General features: G+C 68.6%; 13 protein-coding genes. 9 read left to right on the plus strand and 4 right to left on the minus strand.

All coding sequences use genetic code 11. The features are described 5' to 3' along the window. Positions 1-47: 47 nt before the first annotated feature. Positions 48-3,164 carry an efflux RND transporter permease subunit gene (locus E5P2_RS16750; RefSeq protein WP_162568247.1) on the minus strand — a complete coding sequence of 1,039 codons (3,117 nt, stop codon included), beginning with the start codon at positions 3,162-3,164 and terminating at the stop codon, positions 48-50. 10 nt (positions 3,165-3,174) lie between these two features. Next, positions 3,175-4,443 (minus strand): efflux RND transporter periplasmic adaptor subunit, encoded by a 1,269-nt coding sequence (locus tag E5P2_RS16755; RefSeq protein ID WP_162568248.1) that lies wholly within the window; start codon positions 4,441-4,443, stop codon positions 3,175-3,177. A 243-nt stretch (positions 4,444-4,686) separates the two neighbouring features. Here E5P2_RS16755 and E5P2_RS16760 point away from each other — a divergent pair, with 243 nt between their 5' ends. Genes E5P2_RS16760 through E5P2_RS16785 form a run of 6 tightly spaced genes read left to right on the plus strand, consistent with a single transcriptional unit; the run spans position 4,687 to position 9,392 of the window. Continuing rightward, a complete protein-coding gene (locus E5P2_RS16760; RefSeq protein ID WP_162568249.1) occupies positions 4,687-5,199 on the plus strand; it encodes a DUF6622 family protein in 513 nt (170 codons plus the stop codon). A 30-nt stretch (positions 5,200-5,229) separates the two neighbouring features. Beyond that, positions 5,230-5,520 carry a 2TM domain-containing protein gene (locus E5P2_RS16765; protein ID WP_162568250.1) on the plus strand — a complete coding sequence of 97 codons (291 nt, stop codon included), beginning with the start codon at positions 5,230-5,232 and terminating at the stop codon, positions 5,518-5,520. After that, complete coding sequence (locus E5P2_RS16770; protein ID WP_162568251.1) at positions 5,517-6,551, plus strand: alpha/beta hydrolase family protein; 1,035 nt, start codon at positions 5,517-5,519, stop codon at positions 6,549-6,551. The genes E5P2_RS16765 and E5P2_RS16770 overlap by 4 nt, the downstream gene beginning before the upstream one ends. Further along, positions 6,548-7,513 (plus strand): sterol desaturase family protein, encoded by a 966-nt coding sequence (locus E5P2_RS16775; RefSeq protein ID WP_162568252.1) that lies wholly within the window; start codon positions 6,548-6,550, stop codon positions 7,511-7,513. The genes E5P2_RS16770 and E5P2_RS16775 overlap by 4 nt, the downstream gene beginning before the upstream one ends. Further along, positions 7,510-8,562: a sensor histidine kinase gene (locus E5P2_RS16780; RefSeq protein WP_162568253.1), complete on the plus strand. Its 1,053-nt coding sequence runs from the start codon at positions 7,510-7,512 to the stop codon at positions 8,560-8,562. The genes E5P2_RS16775 and E5P2_RS16780 overlap by 4 nt, the downstream gene beginning before the upstream one ends. Continuing rightward, complete coding sequence (locus E5P2_RS16785; protein ID WP_162568254.1) at positions 8,559-9,392, plus strand: LytR/AlgR family response regulator transcription factor; 834 nt, start codon at positions 8,559-8,561, stop codon at positions 9,390-9,392. Before E5P2_RS16780 ends, E5P2_RS16785 begins: the two co-directional genes overlap by 4 nt. An 83-nt stretch (positions 9,393-9,475) precedes the next feature. Here E5P2_RS16785 and E5P2_RS16790 read toward each other — a convergent pair whose 3' ends face one another. Further along, complete coding sequence (locus E5P2_RS16790; RefSeq protein WP_162568255.1) at positions 9,476-9,790, minus strand: hypothetical protein; 315 nt, start codon at positions 9,788-9,790, stop codon at positions 9,476-9,478. Positions 9,791-9,925: 135 nt separating this feature from the next. Between E5P2_RS16790 and E5P2_RS16795 the strand changes: the two genes are divergently transcribed. Further along, entirely contained in the window at positions 9,926-11,725 is a 1,800-nt protein-coding gene (locus E5P2_RS16795; RefSeq protein WP_162568256.1) for a glutamine--tRNA ligase/YqeY domain fusion protein, read from the plus strand. 84 nt (positions 11,726-11,809) lie between these two features. Here E5P2_RS16795 and E5P2_RS16800 read toward each other — a convergent pair whose 3' ends face one another. Then, positions 11,810-12,754 (minus strand): succinylglutamate desuccinylase/aspartoacylase domain-containing protein, encoded by a 945-nt coding sequence (locus tag E5P2_RS16800; RefSeq protein ID WP_162568257.1) that lies wholly within the window; start codon positions 12,752-12,754, stop codon positions 11,810-11,812. Positions 12,755-12,886: 132 nt separating this feature from the next. On the opposite strand from E5P2_RS16800, the gene E5P2_RS16805 reads away from it, so the two are divergent. Both E5P2_RS16805 and E5P2_RS16810 read left to right on the plus strand, forming a co-directional pair. After that, entirely contained in the window at positions 12,887-14,557 is a 1,671-nt protein-coding gene (locus E5P2_RS16805) for an HsdM family class I SAM-dependent methyltransferase (RefSeq protein ID WP_162568258.1), read from the plus strand. After that, complete coding sequence (locus tag E5P2_RS16810) at positions 14,554-15,828, plus strand: restriction endonuclease subunit S (protein ID WP_162568259.1); 1,275 nt, start codon at positions 14,554-14,556, stop codon at positions 15,826-15,828. Before E5P2_RS16805 ends, E5P2_RS16810 begins: the two co-directional genes overlap by 4 nt. The last annotated feature ends 1 nt before the right edge of the window (position 15,829 follow it).

Consider the following 15,829-nt stretch of genomic DNA (forward strand, 5'->3'; position numbering starts at 1 on the left):
GCCCTCTCCCAGAGGGAGAGGGGGCAAGACTGAAAGTCCACGGCGCATCATGTCGACGCCGCCCCGTCGGGGGGCTGACGCCTGAACCGGCGCCCCAACCGGTCGAAGCCCAGGTAGATGACCGGCGTCGTGAACAGCGTCAGCACCTGGCTCACCACCAGCCCGCCGAAGATCGCGAGGCCCAGCGGGCGCCGCAGTTCGGCGCCCTCGCCCCATCCGAACATCAGCGGCAAGGCAGCGAAGAGCGCGGCCAGCGTGGTCATCAGGATGGGCCGGAAGCGCAGCAGCGCGGCCTGGTGGATCGCCTCGCCGGGCGACTTGCCCTGGTTGCGCTCGGCATCGATCGCGAAGTCGATCATCATGATCGCGTTCTTCTTCACGATGCCGATCAAGAGGATGATGCCGATGATCCCGATCACGCCGAGGTCGTTGCCGGTCACCATCAGCGCCAGCAAGGCACCCACGCCGGCCGAAGGCAGCGTCGAGAGGATGGTCAGCGGATGGATGTAGCTCTCGTACAGCACGCCGAGCACGATGTACACGCACACCACCGCCGCAAGAATCAGCCACAGCTGGTTGGTCAGCGAGCTCTCGTAGGCGCCGGCGGCACCAAGGAAGGTCATGGTAATGCTGGCCGGGACGCCGATCTCCTTGGCCGCGGCGCGAATGGCCGCGACCGACTTGCCGAGCGCGACATCGGGCGCGGTGTCGAAGCCCACCGTCGCCGCCGGGTACTGCGCCACGCGCGTGACCTGCAGCGGCGCGAGCTGCTCGCGCACCGTCGCCAGCGCCGACAGCGGCGTGGCGGTGCCCGCGCCGGTGCGCAGCTGCAGGTTGCCCAGCCCCTGGGTCGACGACAGCGCCTCGCGCTGCGCCTCGAGGATCACGCGGTACTGGTTGGTCTCGGTGAAGATGGTCGAGACGATGCGCTGGCCGAAGGCACTGTAGAGCGCATCGTCGACCGAGCTGGCCGTGACCGACAGGCGCGATGCGGTGTTGCGGTCGATGTCCACATAGGCTGCGAGCCCCTGCGCGCCCGCATCGGTGGTGGCATTGCGCACCTCCGGCGTCTGCGCCAGGCGCGCGACCAGCTTCTTCGCCCAGTTGTTCACCGTGGTCGTGTCGACGCCTTCCAGCGAGACGCGGAACTCGGTCGGCCCGGTCTCGGCGTCGATCGTCAGGTCCTGCGTCGGCTGCAGGTAGAGCGTCACGCCGGCGACGCTGTTGCGCACGCGGTCGCGCAGCCGCTGCATCACGGTCGCCTGCGCGTCGTGGCCGCCGCGCAGGTTGACCAGCATGCTGCCGGTGTTGAGCGAGGTGTTGTTCGCCGCGTCGACGCCCACCACCGAACTCAGGCTCTGCACGTCGGGATCGGCCAGGATGGCATTGGCCGCCGACTGCTGCAGCTCGGCCATGCGCACGTACGACACCTCTTGCGCGGCTTCGACGCTCACTTGCAGCTGCCCCGTGTCCTGGGTCGGGAACAGACCCTTGGGAATGACCACGTAGAGCAGCACCGTCAGCCCGAGCGTGAGCAGCGCGACCAGCAGCGTGAGGGACTGATGGCGGAACACCCATTGCAGCCAGATGTCGTAGCGGCCGATCACGCGCTCGAAGAAGCGCTGCACGGCCGCGCCGAAGCGGCCGCCCTCCTCGGCCTGCGGCTTGAGCCAGCGCGCCGACATCATGGGCACCAGCGTCAGCGAAACCACGGCCGAGATCAGGATGGTGATCGCCAGCGTGACCGCGAACTCGCGGAACAGCCGCCCCACCACGTCGCCCATGAAGAGCAGCGGGATCAGCACTGCGATCAGCGACACCGTCAGGGAGATGATGGTGAAGCCGATCTGCGTCGCGCCCTTGAGTGCGGCCTGGAACGGCGGCTCGCCCTCCTCGAGGTAGCGCGCGATGTTCTCGATCATGACGATCGCGTCGTCGACCACGAAGCCGGTCGCGATGGTCAGCGCCATCAGGCTCAGGTTGTTGAGGCTGTAGCCCAGCAGGTACATCAGGCCGAAGGTGCCGATGAGCGAGATCGGCACCGCGATGCTGGCGATGATGGTCGCACGCAGGCTGTGCAGGAAGAAGAAGATCACCAGCACCACCAGCAGCACGGCCAGGCCGAGTTCCATCTGCACGTGGCGCACCGAGGCGCGGATGCCGGTGGTGCGATCGCTCAGCACCTCGACCTTGAGCGAGCCGGGCAGCGAGGCCTGCAGATCGGGCAGCTGCTTCTTGATGGCGTCGACCGTGCCGATCACGTTGGCGCCGGGCTGGCGCTGGACGTTGAGGATGATGGCCGGATACAGCGCCGCGTCCTGACCGCCCGCACGCAATGCGGCCCAGGCGCCCAGCTGCGTGTTCTCGGCGCCGTCGATCACGCGCGCCACGTCGCTCATGCGCACGGGCGCGCCGTTCTTCCAGGCGACGATCAGGTTCTTGTAGTCGGCCGCGGTCAGCAGTTGGTCGTTGGCATTGATGGTGTAGGCGCGCTTCGGCCCGTCGAAGCTGCCCTTGGCGCTGTTGGAATTGGCCGCGGCGATCGCCGTGCGCAGCGTGTCCAGCCCGATGCCGACCGAGGCCAGCGCATCCGTGTTGGCCTGGATGCGCACCGCGGGCCGCTGGCCGCCCGACAGCGACACCAGGCCGACGCCGCTGACCTGGCTCATCTTCTGCGCCAGCCGCGTGTTGACGAGGTTCTGCACCTCGGTCAGCGGCATGGTGTCGGAGCTCACGGCCAGCGTGAGGATGGGCGCATCGGCCGGATTGACCTTGGCGTACACGGGCGGCGCCGGCAGGTCGGCCGGCAGCAGCGAGCCGCCGGCATTGATCGCGGCCTGCACCTGCTGCTCGGCCACGTCGAGGGTCTGGTCGAGCGCGAACTGCAGCGTGACGATCGAGACGCCGTTGGCGCTCACCGAGCTCATGCGGTCGAGGCCGGCCATCTGGCCGAACTGGCGCTCCAGCGGCGCGGTCACGGTGCGGCTCATCACCTCGGGGCTGGCGCCGGGATAGAGCGTCTGCACCTGGATGGTCGGGTAGTCGACCTCCGGCAGAGCCGCCAGCGGCAGGAAGCGGAAGCCCACGATGCCCGCGAGGACGATCGCGAGCATCAGCAGCGCGGTCGCGACCGGCCGCTCGATGAAGGGGCGCGAGGGACTCATGCGAGTCCCTTCATTGCGGCTGCCGCTGGCGCCTGCGCTCGCTGCCGCCGGCACGCGGACTCGAAGCGCCTGGGCGCGGGCCCGTGGCGGGCTTGTCGCCCTGCAGTTGCACGCGCGCGCCGTCCTTGATGCGGTCGCCGCCTTCTGTCACGACATCCTCGCCGACCTTCAGCCCATCGGTGATCGCGACCACCTCGACCGTGGACTCGCCGCGCTTGACGGCGCGCATCGAGACCGTGCGGTCTTCATTGATGACGTACACGTAGGTGCCGTTCGGGCCGGTGCGCACCGCGGTCACCGGCACCACCACCGCGCTCACCGTGCGCAAGGTCAGCTGGATGTTGACGAACTGGCTCGGGAACAGCGTGGTGCCGGCGTTGCCGAAGCGCGCCTTGGCCTTCACGGTGCCGGTGCTGGTGTCGACCACGTTGTCGAGCGTGGAGAAGGTGCCGGTGTCCAGCGTCGTGCTGCGCACGCGGTCCATTGCCTTGACGACCAGCGGCGCGCCCTTGGCGATCTGGGTCTGGATGTCGGGCACGCGGTCCTGCGGCACGGCGAACTGGACGTCGATCGGATTCATCTGCGTGATCACCGCGATCCCGGTCGTGGGATTGGCCGCGACGGTGTTGCCCGGGTCGACCGTGCGCAGGCCGATGCGGCCCGCCACCGGCGCGGTGATGCGGGTGTACTCGACGTTGAGCCTCGCGGCAGCTTCGGCCGCGCGGTCGGTGATCACGGTGCCTTCGAGCTGCTTGACCAGCGCGGCCTGCGTGTCGACGTCCTGGCGTGCAATCGAATCCTGGCCCAGCAGCGTGCGGTAGCGCGTCAGCGTGACGCGGGCCGCTTCCAGCTGCGCCTCGTCGCGCACGCGGGTACCCTGGGCCTGCATCAGCGCCTGCTCGTAGGGACGCGGGTCGATGCGCGCCAGCAGCTGGCCCTTGGCGACGGTCTGCCCTTCGGTGAACAGCACCTCGGTCAGGATGCCGCCGACCTGCGGCTTGAGCGTGATGGTGGCCAGCGGCGTGACGGTGCCCAGCGCCTCGATCGTGACGGGAAGATCGGCTTGGCGCGCAGCCGCATGACCGACGGTGGAGCTCGCGCCGCCGAAGCCGGGGCCGCCCGCGGGCTGTCCCGATCGCTTGATGAGGTACCAGGCGCCGCCGGCCAACAGCAGGACGATCAGCAACGCGATCAGGCTTCCGAGCCAGCGGCGGCGCCGCGGCGGTGGCTGCAGCGCGGGCGGGTCGACGGGTGAAGGCTCGGGAGGATGGGATTGCATGGGATGGATGGGGACAGGCAGGCAGCCTTGAGTGGAGCGTGGAATCGTAGCGTTCCTCGCTTACGGAGCGTAAAGCCCCTGTAAAGCCGGCGCCGCGCGGCTGCCATTCGCGCCCGCCGGCTGCAGTTCACGCCGGCGCAGTGCAATTCGTCGCATCGACGTGGCGGCGCGAGGCGACGGCCGGCACAGTCACGCCATCGACACCGAGTCCGTTGCGTTTCAACCCTTCCAAGGAGCATCACCATGCTGATCCAGATCCTGACCCACACGCCCAAGTGGGTGTTCGTCACCTTCGCCCTGCTCGTCTGGCTCGGCGCCAGGCAATTGCTCGCCGGCAGCGTGAGCCTCACCCGTGTGACGATCATGCCGGTCGCGATGGCCGGCCTGTCGCTCTACGGCGTTGCTTCGGCCTTCGGCGATGCGCCCGCGGCACTGTCGGGCTGGGCCGCCGCGGCCCTGGTGCTGCTGGCTTTCGTGCTGCAGCGCGGCGTGCCGGCCACCACGCGCTACGACGCCGCGTCACGCACCTTCCACGTGGCCGGCAGCGCCGTGCCGCTGGTGCTGATGATGGGCATCTTCTTCACCAAGTACGTCGTCGGCATCCTGCTCGCGATGCACCCGCAGCTGATGCACCAGGCCTCGTTCGCGCTGGGCATCAGCACGCTCTATGGCGCCTTCAGCGGCATCTTTGCAGGCCGCGCCATCCGGCTGTGGCGCCTCGCCATCCAGCACGACCGCGCCGCGATCGCGGCCTGAGACAACAAGCACCCGGCAAGGAGCATCGCCATGGACACCACCACGAACGACGACATCGGCCGGCTGGCGCGCCGCCGCGCCAAGGGCAAGCTGGCCTGGTTCAGCCACGCGGCGGTGTACCTCGTGGTCAACCTGATGCTGGTCGCATTCTCCGTGGCCAGCGGGCGCAGCTGGGCGATCTACCCGGCGCTGGGCTGGGGACTCGGCCTGCTGCTGCACGGCATCTCGGTCTGGGCCTTCGCGCCGGGCGGCGGCATGCTGGAACGCATGGTCGAGCGGGAACGTGCCGCGCTCGCCCGCGCCCGGGGAGACCGGACATGAAAGCCTTCGGGCTGCGGAAGCTGACGCTGGCCGCGGCCTGCCTGCTGGCTGCGGCCGCGCAGGCAGCAACCCGCCTGACCATGCTGCGGCCACCGGCCGACAGCGGCCCGATCACGGTGTTCTATCCCACGGACGCGACCGCCACGCGCGTGCAGCGCGGGCCCTTCACGCTCACGGTGGCGGTCGATGCCGCACCGGTCGCCGGCAACCATCGGCTGATCGTGATGTCGCACGGCTCGGGCGGATCCGGCTGGGAGAATTCCGATCTTGCGCAAGCCCTGGTCGCGGCCGGTTTCACCGTCGCCATGCCGGAGCATGCCGGCGACAACTGGCATGACCACAGCGCGGTCGGCCCGCCGTCGTGGAAGCATCGGCCGCGCGAGGTGTCGCAGGCCATCGACGCCATGGCGGCGGATGCGCGCTTCGCGCCGCTGCTCGACGGGCAGCACGTCGGGATGTACGGCATGTCGGCCGGCGGCCTGACCGCGCTGGTGCTCGCCGGCGGAAGCTGGTCGCCCGCGCTGCTCGCCCGGCATTGCGAAGCCCACCTGGCGGAGGACTTTCCGACCTGCGTCGGCCTCAGCAGCGAACTCGACGGCAGCGCGCTCGATCCGGTGCGCATCGCGGTGGCGCGCCGGATCATCCATTACAAGTTCGACGAGGACACCACCTTGCAGGAGGGGCACGACGCGCGCATCGCCGCCGTGGTGGCCGCGGTGCCGATGGCGGCGGCGTTCGACATGCACTCGCTGGCGCATCCGCGCGTGCCGCTCGGCCTGGTGCGCGCCGGCCGCGATGCGTGGCTCGCGCCGCAGTGGCACATCGACGCGGTGCGCGCGGCCTGCAACGGCTGCGTGCTGCTGGCCGACATGAAGGACGCCGGCCACGGCTCGATCCTCTCGCCGCCGGTGCCCGATCTGCCGCCGCGCGCCGCGCGCCTGCTCGACGACCCGCCGGGCTTCGATCGCCGCACGCTCGACGGCGTATATGCAGCCATCGTGCGTTTCTTCGTCCAGAATCTGCAGCCATGAACGTCCTGATCCTGATCCTCAAGGCGGCGGTGGTGACCGTGCTGGTGGCCTCGCTGGCCGAGGCGCTGGTGCTTTCGTGGCTGCGGGGCCGCGCGAACTACGACTGGAAGGCGGCAGGCATCTCGGTGTTCGACTTCCTGGTGCGCGAATATCCGATCCGCATCCTGCTGCCGGCGGCCTTCTACACCGATGCCATGGGCTGGCTCTACGCACACCGCCTCTGGACCTTGCCGATGAACCACTGGTCGGGCTGGGTGGCCTGCTTCATCGGACAGGAGTTCTGCTACTACTGGTACCACCGCGCGGCCCATCGGGTGCGCTGGTTCTGGTGCACGCATGCGATCCACCACTCGCCGAACCAGCTCAATCTCTCGGCTGCCTACCGCTTCGGCTGGACCGGCCGGCTGACCGGCAGCCTGGTCTTCTTCATGCTGGCACCGCTGCTCGGCATGCCGCCCGGGATCATCCTGCTCATGCTGGCGCTCAACCTGCTCTACCAGTTCTGGATCCATGCCACCTGGATCCCGCGGCTGGGCCCGCTGGAATGGATCCTCAACACGCCGTCGGCCCACCGCGTGCATCACGCCTCGAACCTCGAATACCTCGACGGCAACTACGGCGGCGTGCTGATCGTGTTCGACCGCCTGTTCGGCACCTACATCGCCGAGCGCGCCGAGCTGCCCTGCCGCTACGGGCTCGTGACGCCGCAGACCACCTACAACGTCCTCGAGATCGAATTCGCGCATTGGCGATCGCTCTGGCGCGATCTGCGCTCGGCGCGCAGCCTGCGCGAGGCGGCCGGCTATTTCTTCATGCCGCCGGGCTGGTCGCCCGACGGTCCGGGCGAGACCACCGAAACGCTGCGCCGGCGCGCGGCCATCGCGGCGCCGAGTGCCGCGACCGGCGAGAGGGGCGTTGCGTTCGTGGACTCGGTCGCCGCCGAGCTGCCGACCGCGCAATGAACATCCGCTGGGGCGATGCCGCCCGCCACGCTCTTCAGGTCGCGGCCTTCTGCTGCGCGGTCGCGGTGCTGACCACGTCGATATGGCCGAACAGGACTTATTGGGAACAGGTCGGCTCTGCCATGTGCATCGGCTTCACCACCTGGGGCGTGATCGAATTCGGCCGCTATCTGGTGGACGAGCGCCACTGCCACCGCGACGGCTCGGGCGGTCACGGCTGGCCCATGGGCTGGCGCGGTGTGACCCTGACCGGGATCGGGATCCTCTGCGGGTTCTTCTTCGGCAGCAGGCTCAGCGACTTGGCCTTCGGCAGCAGCGTCGGATACTCCTCGCGCGACGGCGTCATCGGCCTGGTCATCACCGTGCTGTCGGGTGTCGTCGCCAGTGCCTATTTCCATTCACGGGGTCGCGCGGCCGCACTCGCCGCCAAGGCCAGCGCCGCGGAACGCGATGCCAGCGAAGCCAAGCTCAAGCTGCTCGAAACGCAACTCGAGCCGCACATGCTGTTCAACACGCTGGCCAACCTGCGGGCGCTCATCGCCACCGATCCGCCGCGCGCGATCGCGATGCTCGACCATCTCAACAACTACCTGCGCATGACGCTTGCCGGCTCGCGTTCGCTCTCGCATCCGCTGTCGGCCGAATTCGAGCGGCTCGGCGACTACCTCGAACTGATGTCGGTGCGCATGGGCCCGCGCCTGCGCTACAGGCTCGATCTTCCCGACGAACTGCGCGATGTTCCGGTGCCGCCGCTGATGCTGCAGCCGCTGGTGGAAAACAGCATCCGTCATGGGCTCGAACCGCAGATCGAAGGCGGCGAGATCGCCGTGCGCGCCCGGCGCGACGGCGCGCGCCTGGTGATCGAGGTGCGCGACACCGGCGTCGGCGTCGAGGCCGGCACGACATCGTCGGCAGGCGGCGGCTTCGGCTTGGCGCAGGTCCGCGAACGGCTCGCGACCGTCTACGGCACGCGCAGCACGATGGAGCTGAATGCGACCGCGGAAGGCGGGACTTGCGCCGCCATCACCTTTCCCTTGTCCTCCCCATGAAGCCGACCGCCCTCATTGCCGAAGACGAGCCTTTGCTGGCCCAGGCGCTGCGCGCCGAACTCGCTGCCGCCTGGCCCGGGCTGGACGTTCTGGCCACCGTCGGCGACGGCCGCAGCGCGGTGCGCGAGACGCTGCGGCTGCTGCCGCAGGTGCTGTTCTTCGACATCCGAATGCCCGGCCTCGATGGCCTGGGCGCCGCCGCCGAACTGGCCGACGCGTGGCCGACCGGCGAGGCGCCGATGCCGCAGCTGGTCTTCGTGACCGCCTACGACGAATACGCGGCACGCGCCTTCGAGGCCCAGGCGATCGACTATGTGCTCAAGCCCGTGCAGCCCGAGCGCCTGCGCCGTACCGTCGCGCGCCTGCAGCAGGCGCTGGATGTGCGCGACACCGCCGCCGTGCCATCCGACGAAGCACTGGCCGGCACGCTGGCGCAGTGGCGCAAGCTGCTGGCGGCGGCCGGTGAAGGCGCCGTCGCCCCGGGCGCTGCCACGCCGCTCAAGCTGATCGCGGCCAGCGAGGCCGGCTCGTCGGGCAGCACGGTGCGCATGGTGCCCATCGACGAGGTGCTGTATTTCGAAGCTGCCGACAAGTACGTGCGCGTGCTGACCGCGGCACACGAATACCTGATCCGCACGCCGCTCAAGCAATTGCTGCCGCAGCTCGACGCCGATCTCTTCTGGCAGGTGCACCGCGCGGTGGTGGTGCGCAGCAGCGCGATCGAGGCCGTGCACCGCGACGATGCCGGCAAGCAGCACCTGACCTTGCGCGGCCGCGGAGAGAAAATCCCGGTCAGCCGCCTGTATGCCCATCTGTTCCGCGCCATGTGAGCACCCATGAAAAAACCGGCCCCTTCGACAGGGGCCGGCTTCTCATGTGACAGCAGGCAAGCTGGTAGCGACTTGACGGCCGCTCAGCGCCAATGACGGTGCGGGCCGTAGTGGCGGTAATAGCCGGGCGCCGGGCGGTAGTACACCGGCGGCGCGTAGTAGACGGGTGCCGGGCGGTAATACACCGGCGGCGCGTAATAGGCAGGCGCGGGGGCGTAATACGTCGGTGCCGGCGCGTAATAGACAGGTGGTGCAGCCACGCCGACCGCAATGCCAGGGGCATTGATGCCGACCGACCAGGCCACGCCGGCGCTCGCCGACGTCGCCGCGAAGAGCGCGCCTGCGGCGACTGCACCGGCGGCGGCCCATTTGAAGAAAGTTGCACGAGTGGGGTTCATGGTGGGACTCCTGTATTGGAGGGCGGAAACCGCCCATGCCCGTATTGAACGCTGCAAGTGTCAACAAGGTGCACCTCGCTCTGTGAAGAACGTTGCAAGAAGTAACCCATCAGGGGGTACACCTAAAATGAACCGATGACATCCCCTGCAGACCCTGACACCGCCAAGCCCAGCAATTTCCTGCGCCATGTGATCGAGAGCGACATCGAACAGGGCGTCTACGCGGGCCGTCAGTGGGGCGGCACGCCCGGCGATGCCGCGCACCATGCCCAGGGCATGCACGACCCGGCCAAGGTGCGCATGCGCTTTCCGCCCGAGCCCAACGGCTACCTGCACATCGGCCACGCCAAGAGCATCTGGCTCAACTTCGAGCTGGCCAAGGACTATGGCGGCGTCTGCCATCTGCGCTTCGACGACACCAACCCCGAAAAGGAAGAGCAGGAATACGTCGACGCCATCCGCGACGCGGTCAAATGGATGGGCTATCACCCCGTGCTGGCCGACAATCCCGCGCGCCCGGGCGTGCCGAACCCGCACGTGTACTTCGCGAGCGACTATTTCGACTTCATGTACCGCGCCGCCGAGTACCTGGTCGAAGCCGGCCTCGCCTACGTCGACGAGCAGAGCGCCGACGCGATCCGCGCCACCCGCGGCGACTTCAACACCCCCGGCACCGACAGTCCCTTCCGCACCCGCACGCCGGCCGAGAACCTGGAGCGCCTGCGCGCCATGCGCAACGGCGAACTCGAGGACGGCGCCGCCGTCCTGCGCGCGAAGATCGACATGGCGAGCCCCAACATCAACATGCGCGATCCCGCGCTCTACCGCATCCGCCGGGCGACGCACCACAACACCGGCGACAAGTGGTGCATCTATCCGATGTACACCTTCGCGCACCCGATCGAGGATGCGCTGGAGCAGATCACGCACAGCATCTGCACGCTCGAATTCGAGGACCAGCGCCCCTTCTACGACTGGCTGCTCGACCGGCTGGCCGAAGGCGGCCTGATCGCCACGCCGCACCCGCGCCAGTACGAGTTCGCGCGCCTCAACGTCACGCACGTGATCACCAGCAAGCGGCGGCTGCGCCAGCTGGTCGAGGAAGGCCACGTCGAGGGCTGGGACGATCCGCGCATGCCGACCCTGGCCGGCCTGCGCCGCCGCGGCTACACGCCCGCGGCGCTGAAGCTGTTCTGCGAACGCTCGGGTGTCACCAAGTCAGGCGGCTGGATCGACTACGCGAGCCTCGAAGCCGCGCTGCGCGACACGCTGGACCCGGTCGTGCCGCGCGCGATGGCGGTGCTCGATCCGGTACGGCTCGTCATCACCAACTGGGACGAACTGATGGGCGCGGGCTTCCTGGACGACTGCTCGGCGCCCGTGCATCCGCACCAGCCCGACATGGGACGGCGCCACTTCAAGTGCGGCCGCGATCTGTGGATCGAGCGCACCGACTACGAGGACGTGCAGCCCAAGGGCTTCTTCCGTCTGTTCCCCGGCAACAAGGTTCGCCTGAAATACGGCCACGTCATCGAATGCACCGGCGGCACGAAGGACGCCGAAGGCCGCCTCGTCGAGGTGCAGGCGAAGCTGGTGCCGGACACCAAGAGCGGCACGCCGGGCGCGGATGCGATCAAGGTCAAGGGCAACATCACCTGGGTCGCGGCAGCGGATGCGCTGGAGGCCGAGGTGCGGCTCTACGAGCGCCTGTTCGCGGCACCGCAACCCGGCAGCGGCGAGCTGATGGACGAACTCAACCGCGCGAGCCTCGTCAAGGCCAGCGCGTACGTCGAGCCCTCACTCGGAACCGCCGAGGCCGGCGAGGCCTTCCAGTTCGAGCGGCACGGCTACTTCGTGGTCGACACCGGCGCGCAAGCCACGGGCCGGCGCGTGTTCAACCGCGCGGCGGGCATGAAGGACAGCTGGGGCAAGTAGCCAGCGGCGCGCCGGAGCTGCGGCCGGCCTCATGGCCGTCCGCTTCCTGATCGCGCGCGCTGCGCGTGCGCAGGGTTTCATCGATCAATGCGGCAACGGCTTCGTCAGATAGACCGCTTCGCGCCCGACGATCGGCGCCCGTGTCGGCATGAAGACCGTGCAGTCGTCGCAGGGCGCGCGGATCTCGTCCGGCCCATCGGTCGCGATGAGCTCGCCCTTGGCAAAAGTCTCGAAGCCGATCACCGGCCGCGCGAAGACGAAATCCACGGTCTTCACCATGCGTGTCTCCAGCAGCTCGAAACGCCGTTGCGGCCCGGGCGCAGGTGCCGCAGGATCGCGCTCGATCAGCCCGAAGCAGGCCAGGAAATCCATCGTCACCGCGATCGCCAGATCGGCCGCGGACTTCGCGAAGTGCTGGCCGCATTCGACGACCAGCGCCACGCCGGCCGTGCCCTCGGCCTCGCCGTGCCGGCCATGCTGGATCAGCGGCGTGCCCGAGCCGAGGCCCTGCGGCATCACCAGGTGCACGGCAGGCCGGCCGATCGCCAGTGCCGCCACGGCGTTGCGCTCGAAGGCGGGATAGACCCAGAAGGGCTCGACCGGCTGGCTGGTCGAATGGATGTCCAGGATGTGGTCGGCCGCCGCCACCACCGGGCGCAGTTCGCGGGCGCGGCGCAGTTCGGGGCTGTCTTCGGTGCCGCCCAGCAGTTCGTCGGACCAGATACGGTTCAGGTTGTGGACGATCTGGCGATTGTCGAAGGGCTTCTCGGGGTCGAAGGCGTCATAGGCCTCCACGTGGGCGAAGCTCACCGTCAGCGTGCCGATCTTCGGCCGCACGCCGGTGTCGAGCAGGTGGGTCGCGGCCACCATGCCACAGATCTCGTTGCCGTGCGTCAGCGCGTTGATCAGCACGTGCGGCCCGAGCCGGCCGGACGCGAAGCGATGGACGTAGTCGATGCCGGCGTTGCCCTGGCGATAGGCGGAGATATCGCGCGGGAGAACCTCGAAGGCGGGAGAACTCTGGGTCATGGGGTGCTTCTTCTCGGGAGCTGTTTCGAAAGACGGGTTCCCCGAGTTTCCTACACTCGCCCGTTCGGCAAGCCCCCATTTGCCTCGTAGACTCCCGCGTCGCCCGCACAACCATTCCAACGCCACGTCCTCATGCCCCTGACCGCTGACATGCGACGGTCGATCGACCAGATTCGCGACTACCTCTTCGGTGGCGGGTACCCCGACCCGATGAGCAACGCGGAACAGCTGTCGTTCCTGTTCTTCTTCTACCTCTTCGAAAGCATCGACGACGAGAACCAGCAGCGGGCCGCGATGCTGAACCAGCCCTGCACCAGCCTCTTCAGCGGCGACTGGACCTTGCGCAATCCGGCGACGAGCGTGATGGCCTCGTCGGTGCGCGAAGGCAGCCTGACCGCGACCGTGTTGCAGACCGGCACGCCGACCGTCCCGCGCAGCCTCTTTCGCTGGTCGGTCTGGGCGGCCGATCTGTCGGGCGATGCCCTGGTGCACTTCGTGCGCGACGAGGTGTTTCCCTTCTTCACCGAGATCGGCGAGGCGGGCGCGCACAACTTCATGCGCGGCGCGCGCCTGGGCATCAGCGAGCCGACGGTGCTGGCCCAGGTGATCAGCCTGGTGGATGGCCTGGGGCTGGACCAGGCCGACTCCGACACCAAGGGCGACCTGTTCGAGCATGTGCTGCGCCAGATCAAGCAGGCCGGCGAGCTCGGCCAGTTCCGCACACCGCGCCACATCATCCGCAGCATCGTCGAGATGATCGATCCGCAGGTCGGCGAGACCCTCTACGATCCGGCCGCCGGCACCGCGGGTTTCCTGGTCGCGGCCTACAACCACATCCGGCTCACCCACTCCTCGCCCGAGGCGATCGTGGAGGCCGAGGTCGAAGGCAAGCTCCAGCGGCGCGGGCTGGGCGACCGGCTGCAGCCCGATGCGCTGCGCACCTTGCAGGGCGCCACTTTCTTCGGCAACGACGTCGATCCGAAGATGGTGCGCCTGGCGACCATGAACCTCGCGCTGCGCGGCCTGCCGAACGTGCGCATCCTGCAGCGCAATGTGCTGACGACCGCGATCGACGAGGAGCGCCGGGCCGAACTGGGCTTGCCGGCCGAGGGCTTCCACGTCGTGCTGGCCAATCCGCCCTTCTCGGGCCGCGTCGACAAGGACCGCATCGTCGAGGAGGTCAGGATCGGCACCACCAGCAGCACCGAACTGCTGTTCCTCAAGTACATGCTCGACAGCCTGCGCCCCGATGGCCGGGCCGCGGTGATCGTGCCCGAGGGCGTGCTCTTCGGCTCGACCGCGGCCCACAAGACGCTGCGCCGCCAGCTGGTCGAGGACAACCGGGTCGACGCGGTGCTGAGTCTTCCGGGCGGCGTGTTCCAGCCCTACTCGGGCGTGAAGACCTCGGTGCTGTTCTTCCGCAAGGGAAGCCGCACGCGGCACGTGCTGTTCCTGCACACCGACGACGACGGCTACGAACTCGACGCCAACCACGACACGCCGATCGCGGCTGACGACCTGCCGCATCTCTCGAACGTCTACGCCCGGCGCGAAGAGGCATGGACCCGCTGGGAGGCGCGCGAACCCGCCGCCGAGTGGGACGAGAAGTGGTGGTTCGCCGACGCGGCCGCCCTCGGCGACAACGACTACAACCTCTCTGCCGGCCGCTACCGTCCGATGAGCGAGGCGCAGGCCGAGCACCAGAGCCCGCGCGAACTGCTGGACGAACTCTCGGCGCTCGAGGACGAGATCGCCAAGGAACTGGAGACCCTGAGGATCGCGATGCAGGAGTTCGGGCCATGAGCACGCCGGGCCGCCCCAAGGGCGAATACCGCAGCGCGCAGCGCGAAGGTACGCCAGTGAGCACGCCATGGGTCGCGCTGCGCGATGTCGTCGAACCCAGGCCCGGAACCCTGAACCCGGCCGCATGGCCAGACGATCCGTTCACCTATATCGACGTGGCCGGCGTCTGCAACAAGCAGAAGGCCATCACCGGTGCGCGCACGCTGAAGGGCGCCGAGGCACCGAGCCGCGCACGCAGGCAGATCCGCCACGGCGACGTGCTGGTGTCGACGGTCCGCCCGAATCTCAATGCCGTGGCGCTGGTGCCGGAATCGCTCGACGGCGAGGTGGCGAGCACCGCGTTCTGCGTGCTGCGCGCGACGCCGGCCGTGCTGCCGCAATACCTGTACTTCTTCGTGCGCTCGCGGCTGTTCGTCAGCCGCCTGTGCAAGCTGGTGGCGGGCGCGCTGTATCCGGCCGTGACGGATGCCCAGGTGCTCGCGCAGACGCTGCCCTTGCCCGACCTGCAGCAGCAGCGCCGCATCGTCGATCTGCTCTCGTGCGCCCAGAGCGTCCTGCGCTTGCGGCGCGACATCCAGAAGAACACGGCGCGGATGATTCCGGCCCTCTTCAACGACATGTTCGGCAACTCGATGACCAACCCGAAGGGCTGGCCCGTGGTGTCGCTGGGAAGCCTGCTCCAGGAGAGTCCGCAGAACGGGCTCTACAAGCACAAGTCGGCCTACGGCTCGGGCACGCCGATCCTGCGCATCGATGCCTTCTACGACGGCGAGATCTGCGACCTGACGGCGCTCAAGCGGCTGCGGCTGGACGACGACGAGGCCCTGCGCTTCGCGCTCGCGCCGGGCGACATCGTGATCAACCGCGTCAACAGCCCGGAGTACCTGGGCAAGAGCACGCTCATCCCGGCGCTGGCCGAGACCACGGTGTTCGAGTCGAACATGATGCGGCTCAGGCTGGACACCGCGCAGATCGATCCGCGCTACATGATCTCGATGCTGCAGACGCAGCGCGCCAAGCAGCACATCCGCGCCAATGCCCGGCGTGCCATCAACCAGGCGAGCATCAACCAGCAGGACGTGAAGTCGATGCCCGTGCTGCTGCCGCCCCTGGCCCGACAGAGCGCCTTCGCGCGCTGTGCGGATGCCACCACCGCCGTGATCGCCAAACAGGCGGAGGCGCTGATCGCCGCGGAAGCGACCTTCGAGGCCTTGTTGGCGCGGGTCTTTCAGCCGATGAAGGCGGCTGCCGGGACGGCCGCATCGGCTTGAG

Source organism: Variovorax sp. SRS16, from assembly GCF_901827165.1.
In the GTDB taxonomy this organism is placed as follows: Bacteria; Pseudomonadota; Gammaproteobacteria; order Burkholderiales; family Burkholderiaceae_C; genus Variovorax.

Excerpts from the sequence above, each read along its gene's own strand:
- E5P2_RS16800 (WP_162568257.1), bottom strand. The coding sequence starts at position 12,754 with ATGACCCAGAGTTCTCCCGCCTTCGAGGTTCTCCCGCGCGATATCTCC.
- E5P2_RS16750 (WP_162568247.1), bottom strand. The coding sequence starts at position 3,164 with ATGAGTCCCTCGCGCCCCTTCATCGAGCGGCCGGTCGCGACCGCGCTG.
- E5P2_RS16775 (WP_162568252.1), top strand. The coding sequence starts at position 6,548 with ATGAACGTCCTGATCCTGATCCTCAAGGCGGCGGTGGTGACCGTGCTG.
- E5P2_RS16755 (WP_162568248.1), bottom strand. The coding sequence starts at position 4,443 with ATGCAATCCCATCCTCCCGAGCCTTCACCCGTCGACCCGCCCGCGCTG.
- E5P2_RS16760 (WP_162568249.1), top strand. The coding sequence starts at position 4,687 with ATGCTGATCCAGATCCTGACCCACACGCCCAAGTGGGTGTTCGTCACC.
- E5P2_RS16780 (WP_162568253.1), top strand. The coding sequence starts at position 7,510 with ATGAACATCCGCTGGGGCGATGCCGCCCGCCACGCTCTTCAGGTCGCG.
- E5P2_RS16810 (WP_162568259.1), top strand. The coding sequence starts at position 14,554 with ATGAGCACGCCGGGCCGCCCCAAGGGCGAATACCGCAGCGCGCAGCGC.
- E5P2_RS16805 (WP_162568258.1), top strand. The coding sequence starts at position 12,887 with ATGCCCCTGACCGCTGACATGCGACGGTCGATCGACCAGATTCGCGAC.
- E5P2_RS16765 (WP_162568250.1), top strand. The coding sequence starts at position 5,230 with ATGGACACCACCACGAACGACGACATCGGCCGGCTGGCGCGCCGCCGC.
- E5P2_RS16785 (WP_162568254.1), top strand. The coding sequence starts at position 8,559 with ATGAAGCCGACCGCCCTCATTGCCGAAGACGAGCCTTTGCTGGCCCAG.
- E5P2_RS16790 (WP_162568255.1), bottom strand. The coding sequence starts at position 9,790 with ATGAACCCCACTCGTGCAACTTTCTTCAAATGGGCCGCCGCCGGTGCA.
- E5P2_RS16770 (WP_162568251.1), top strand. The coding sequence starts at position 5,517 with ATGAAAGCCTTCGGGCTGCGGAAGCTGACGCTGGCCGCGGCCTGCCTG.
- E5P2_RS16795 (WP_162568256.1), top strand. The coding sequence starts at position 9,926 with ATGACATCCCCTGCAGACCCTGACACCGCCAAGCCCAGCAATTTCCTG.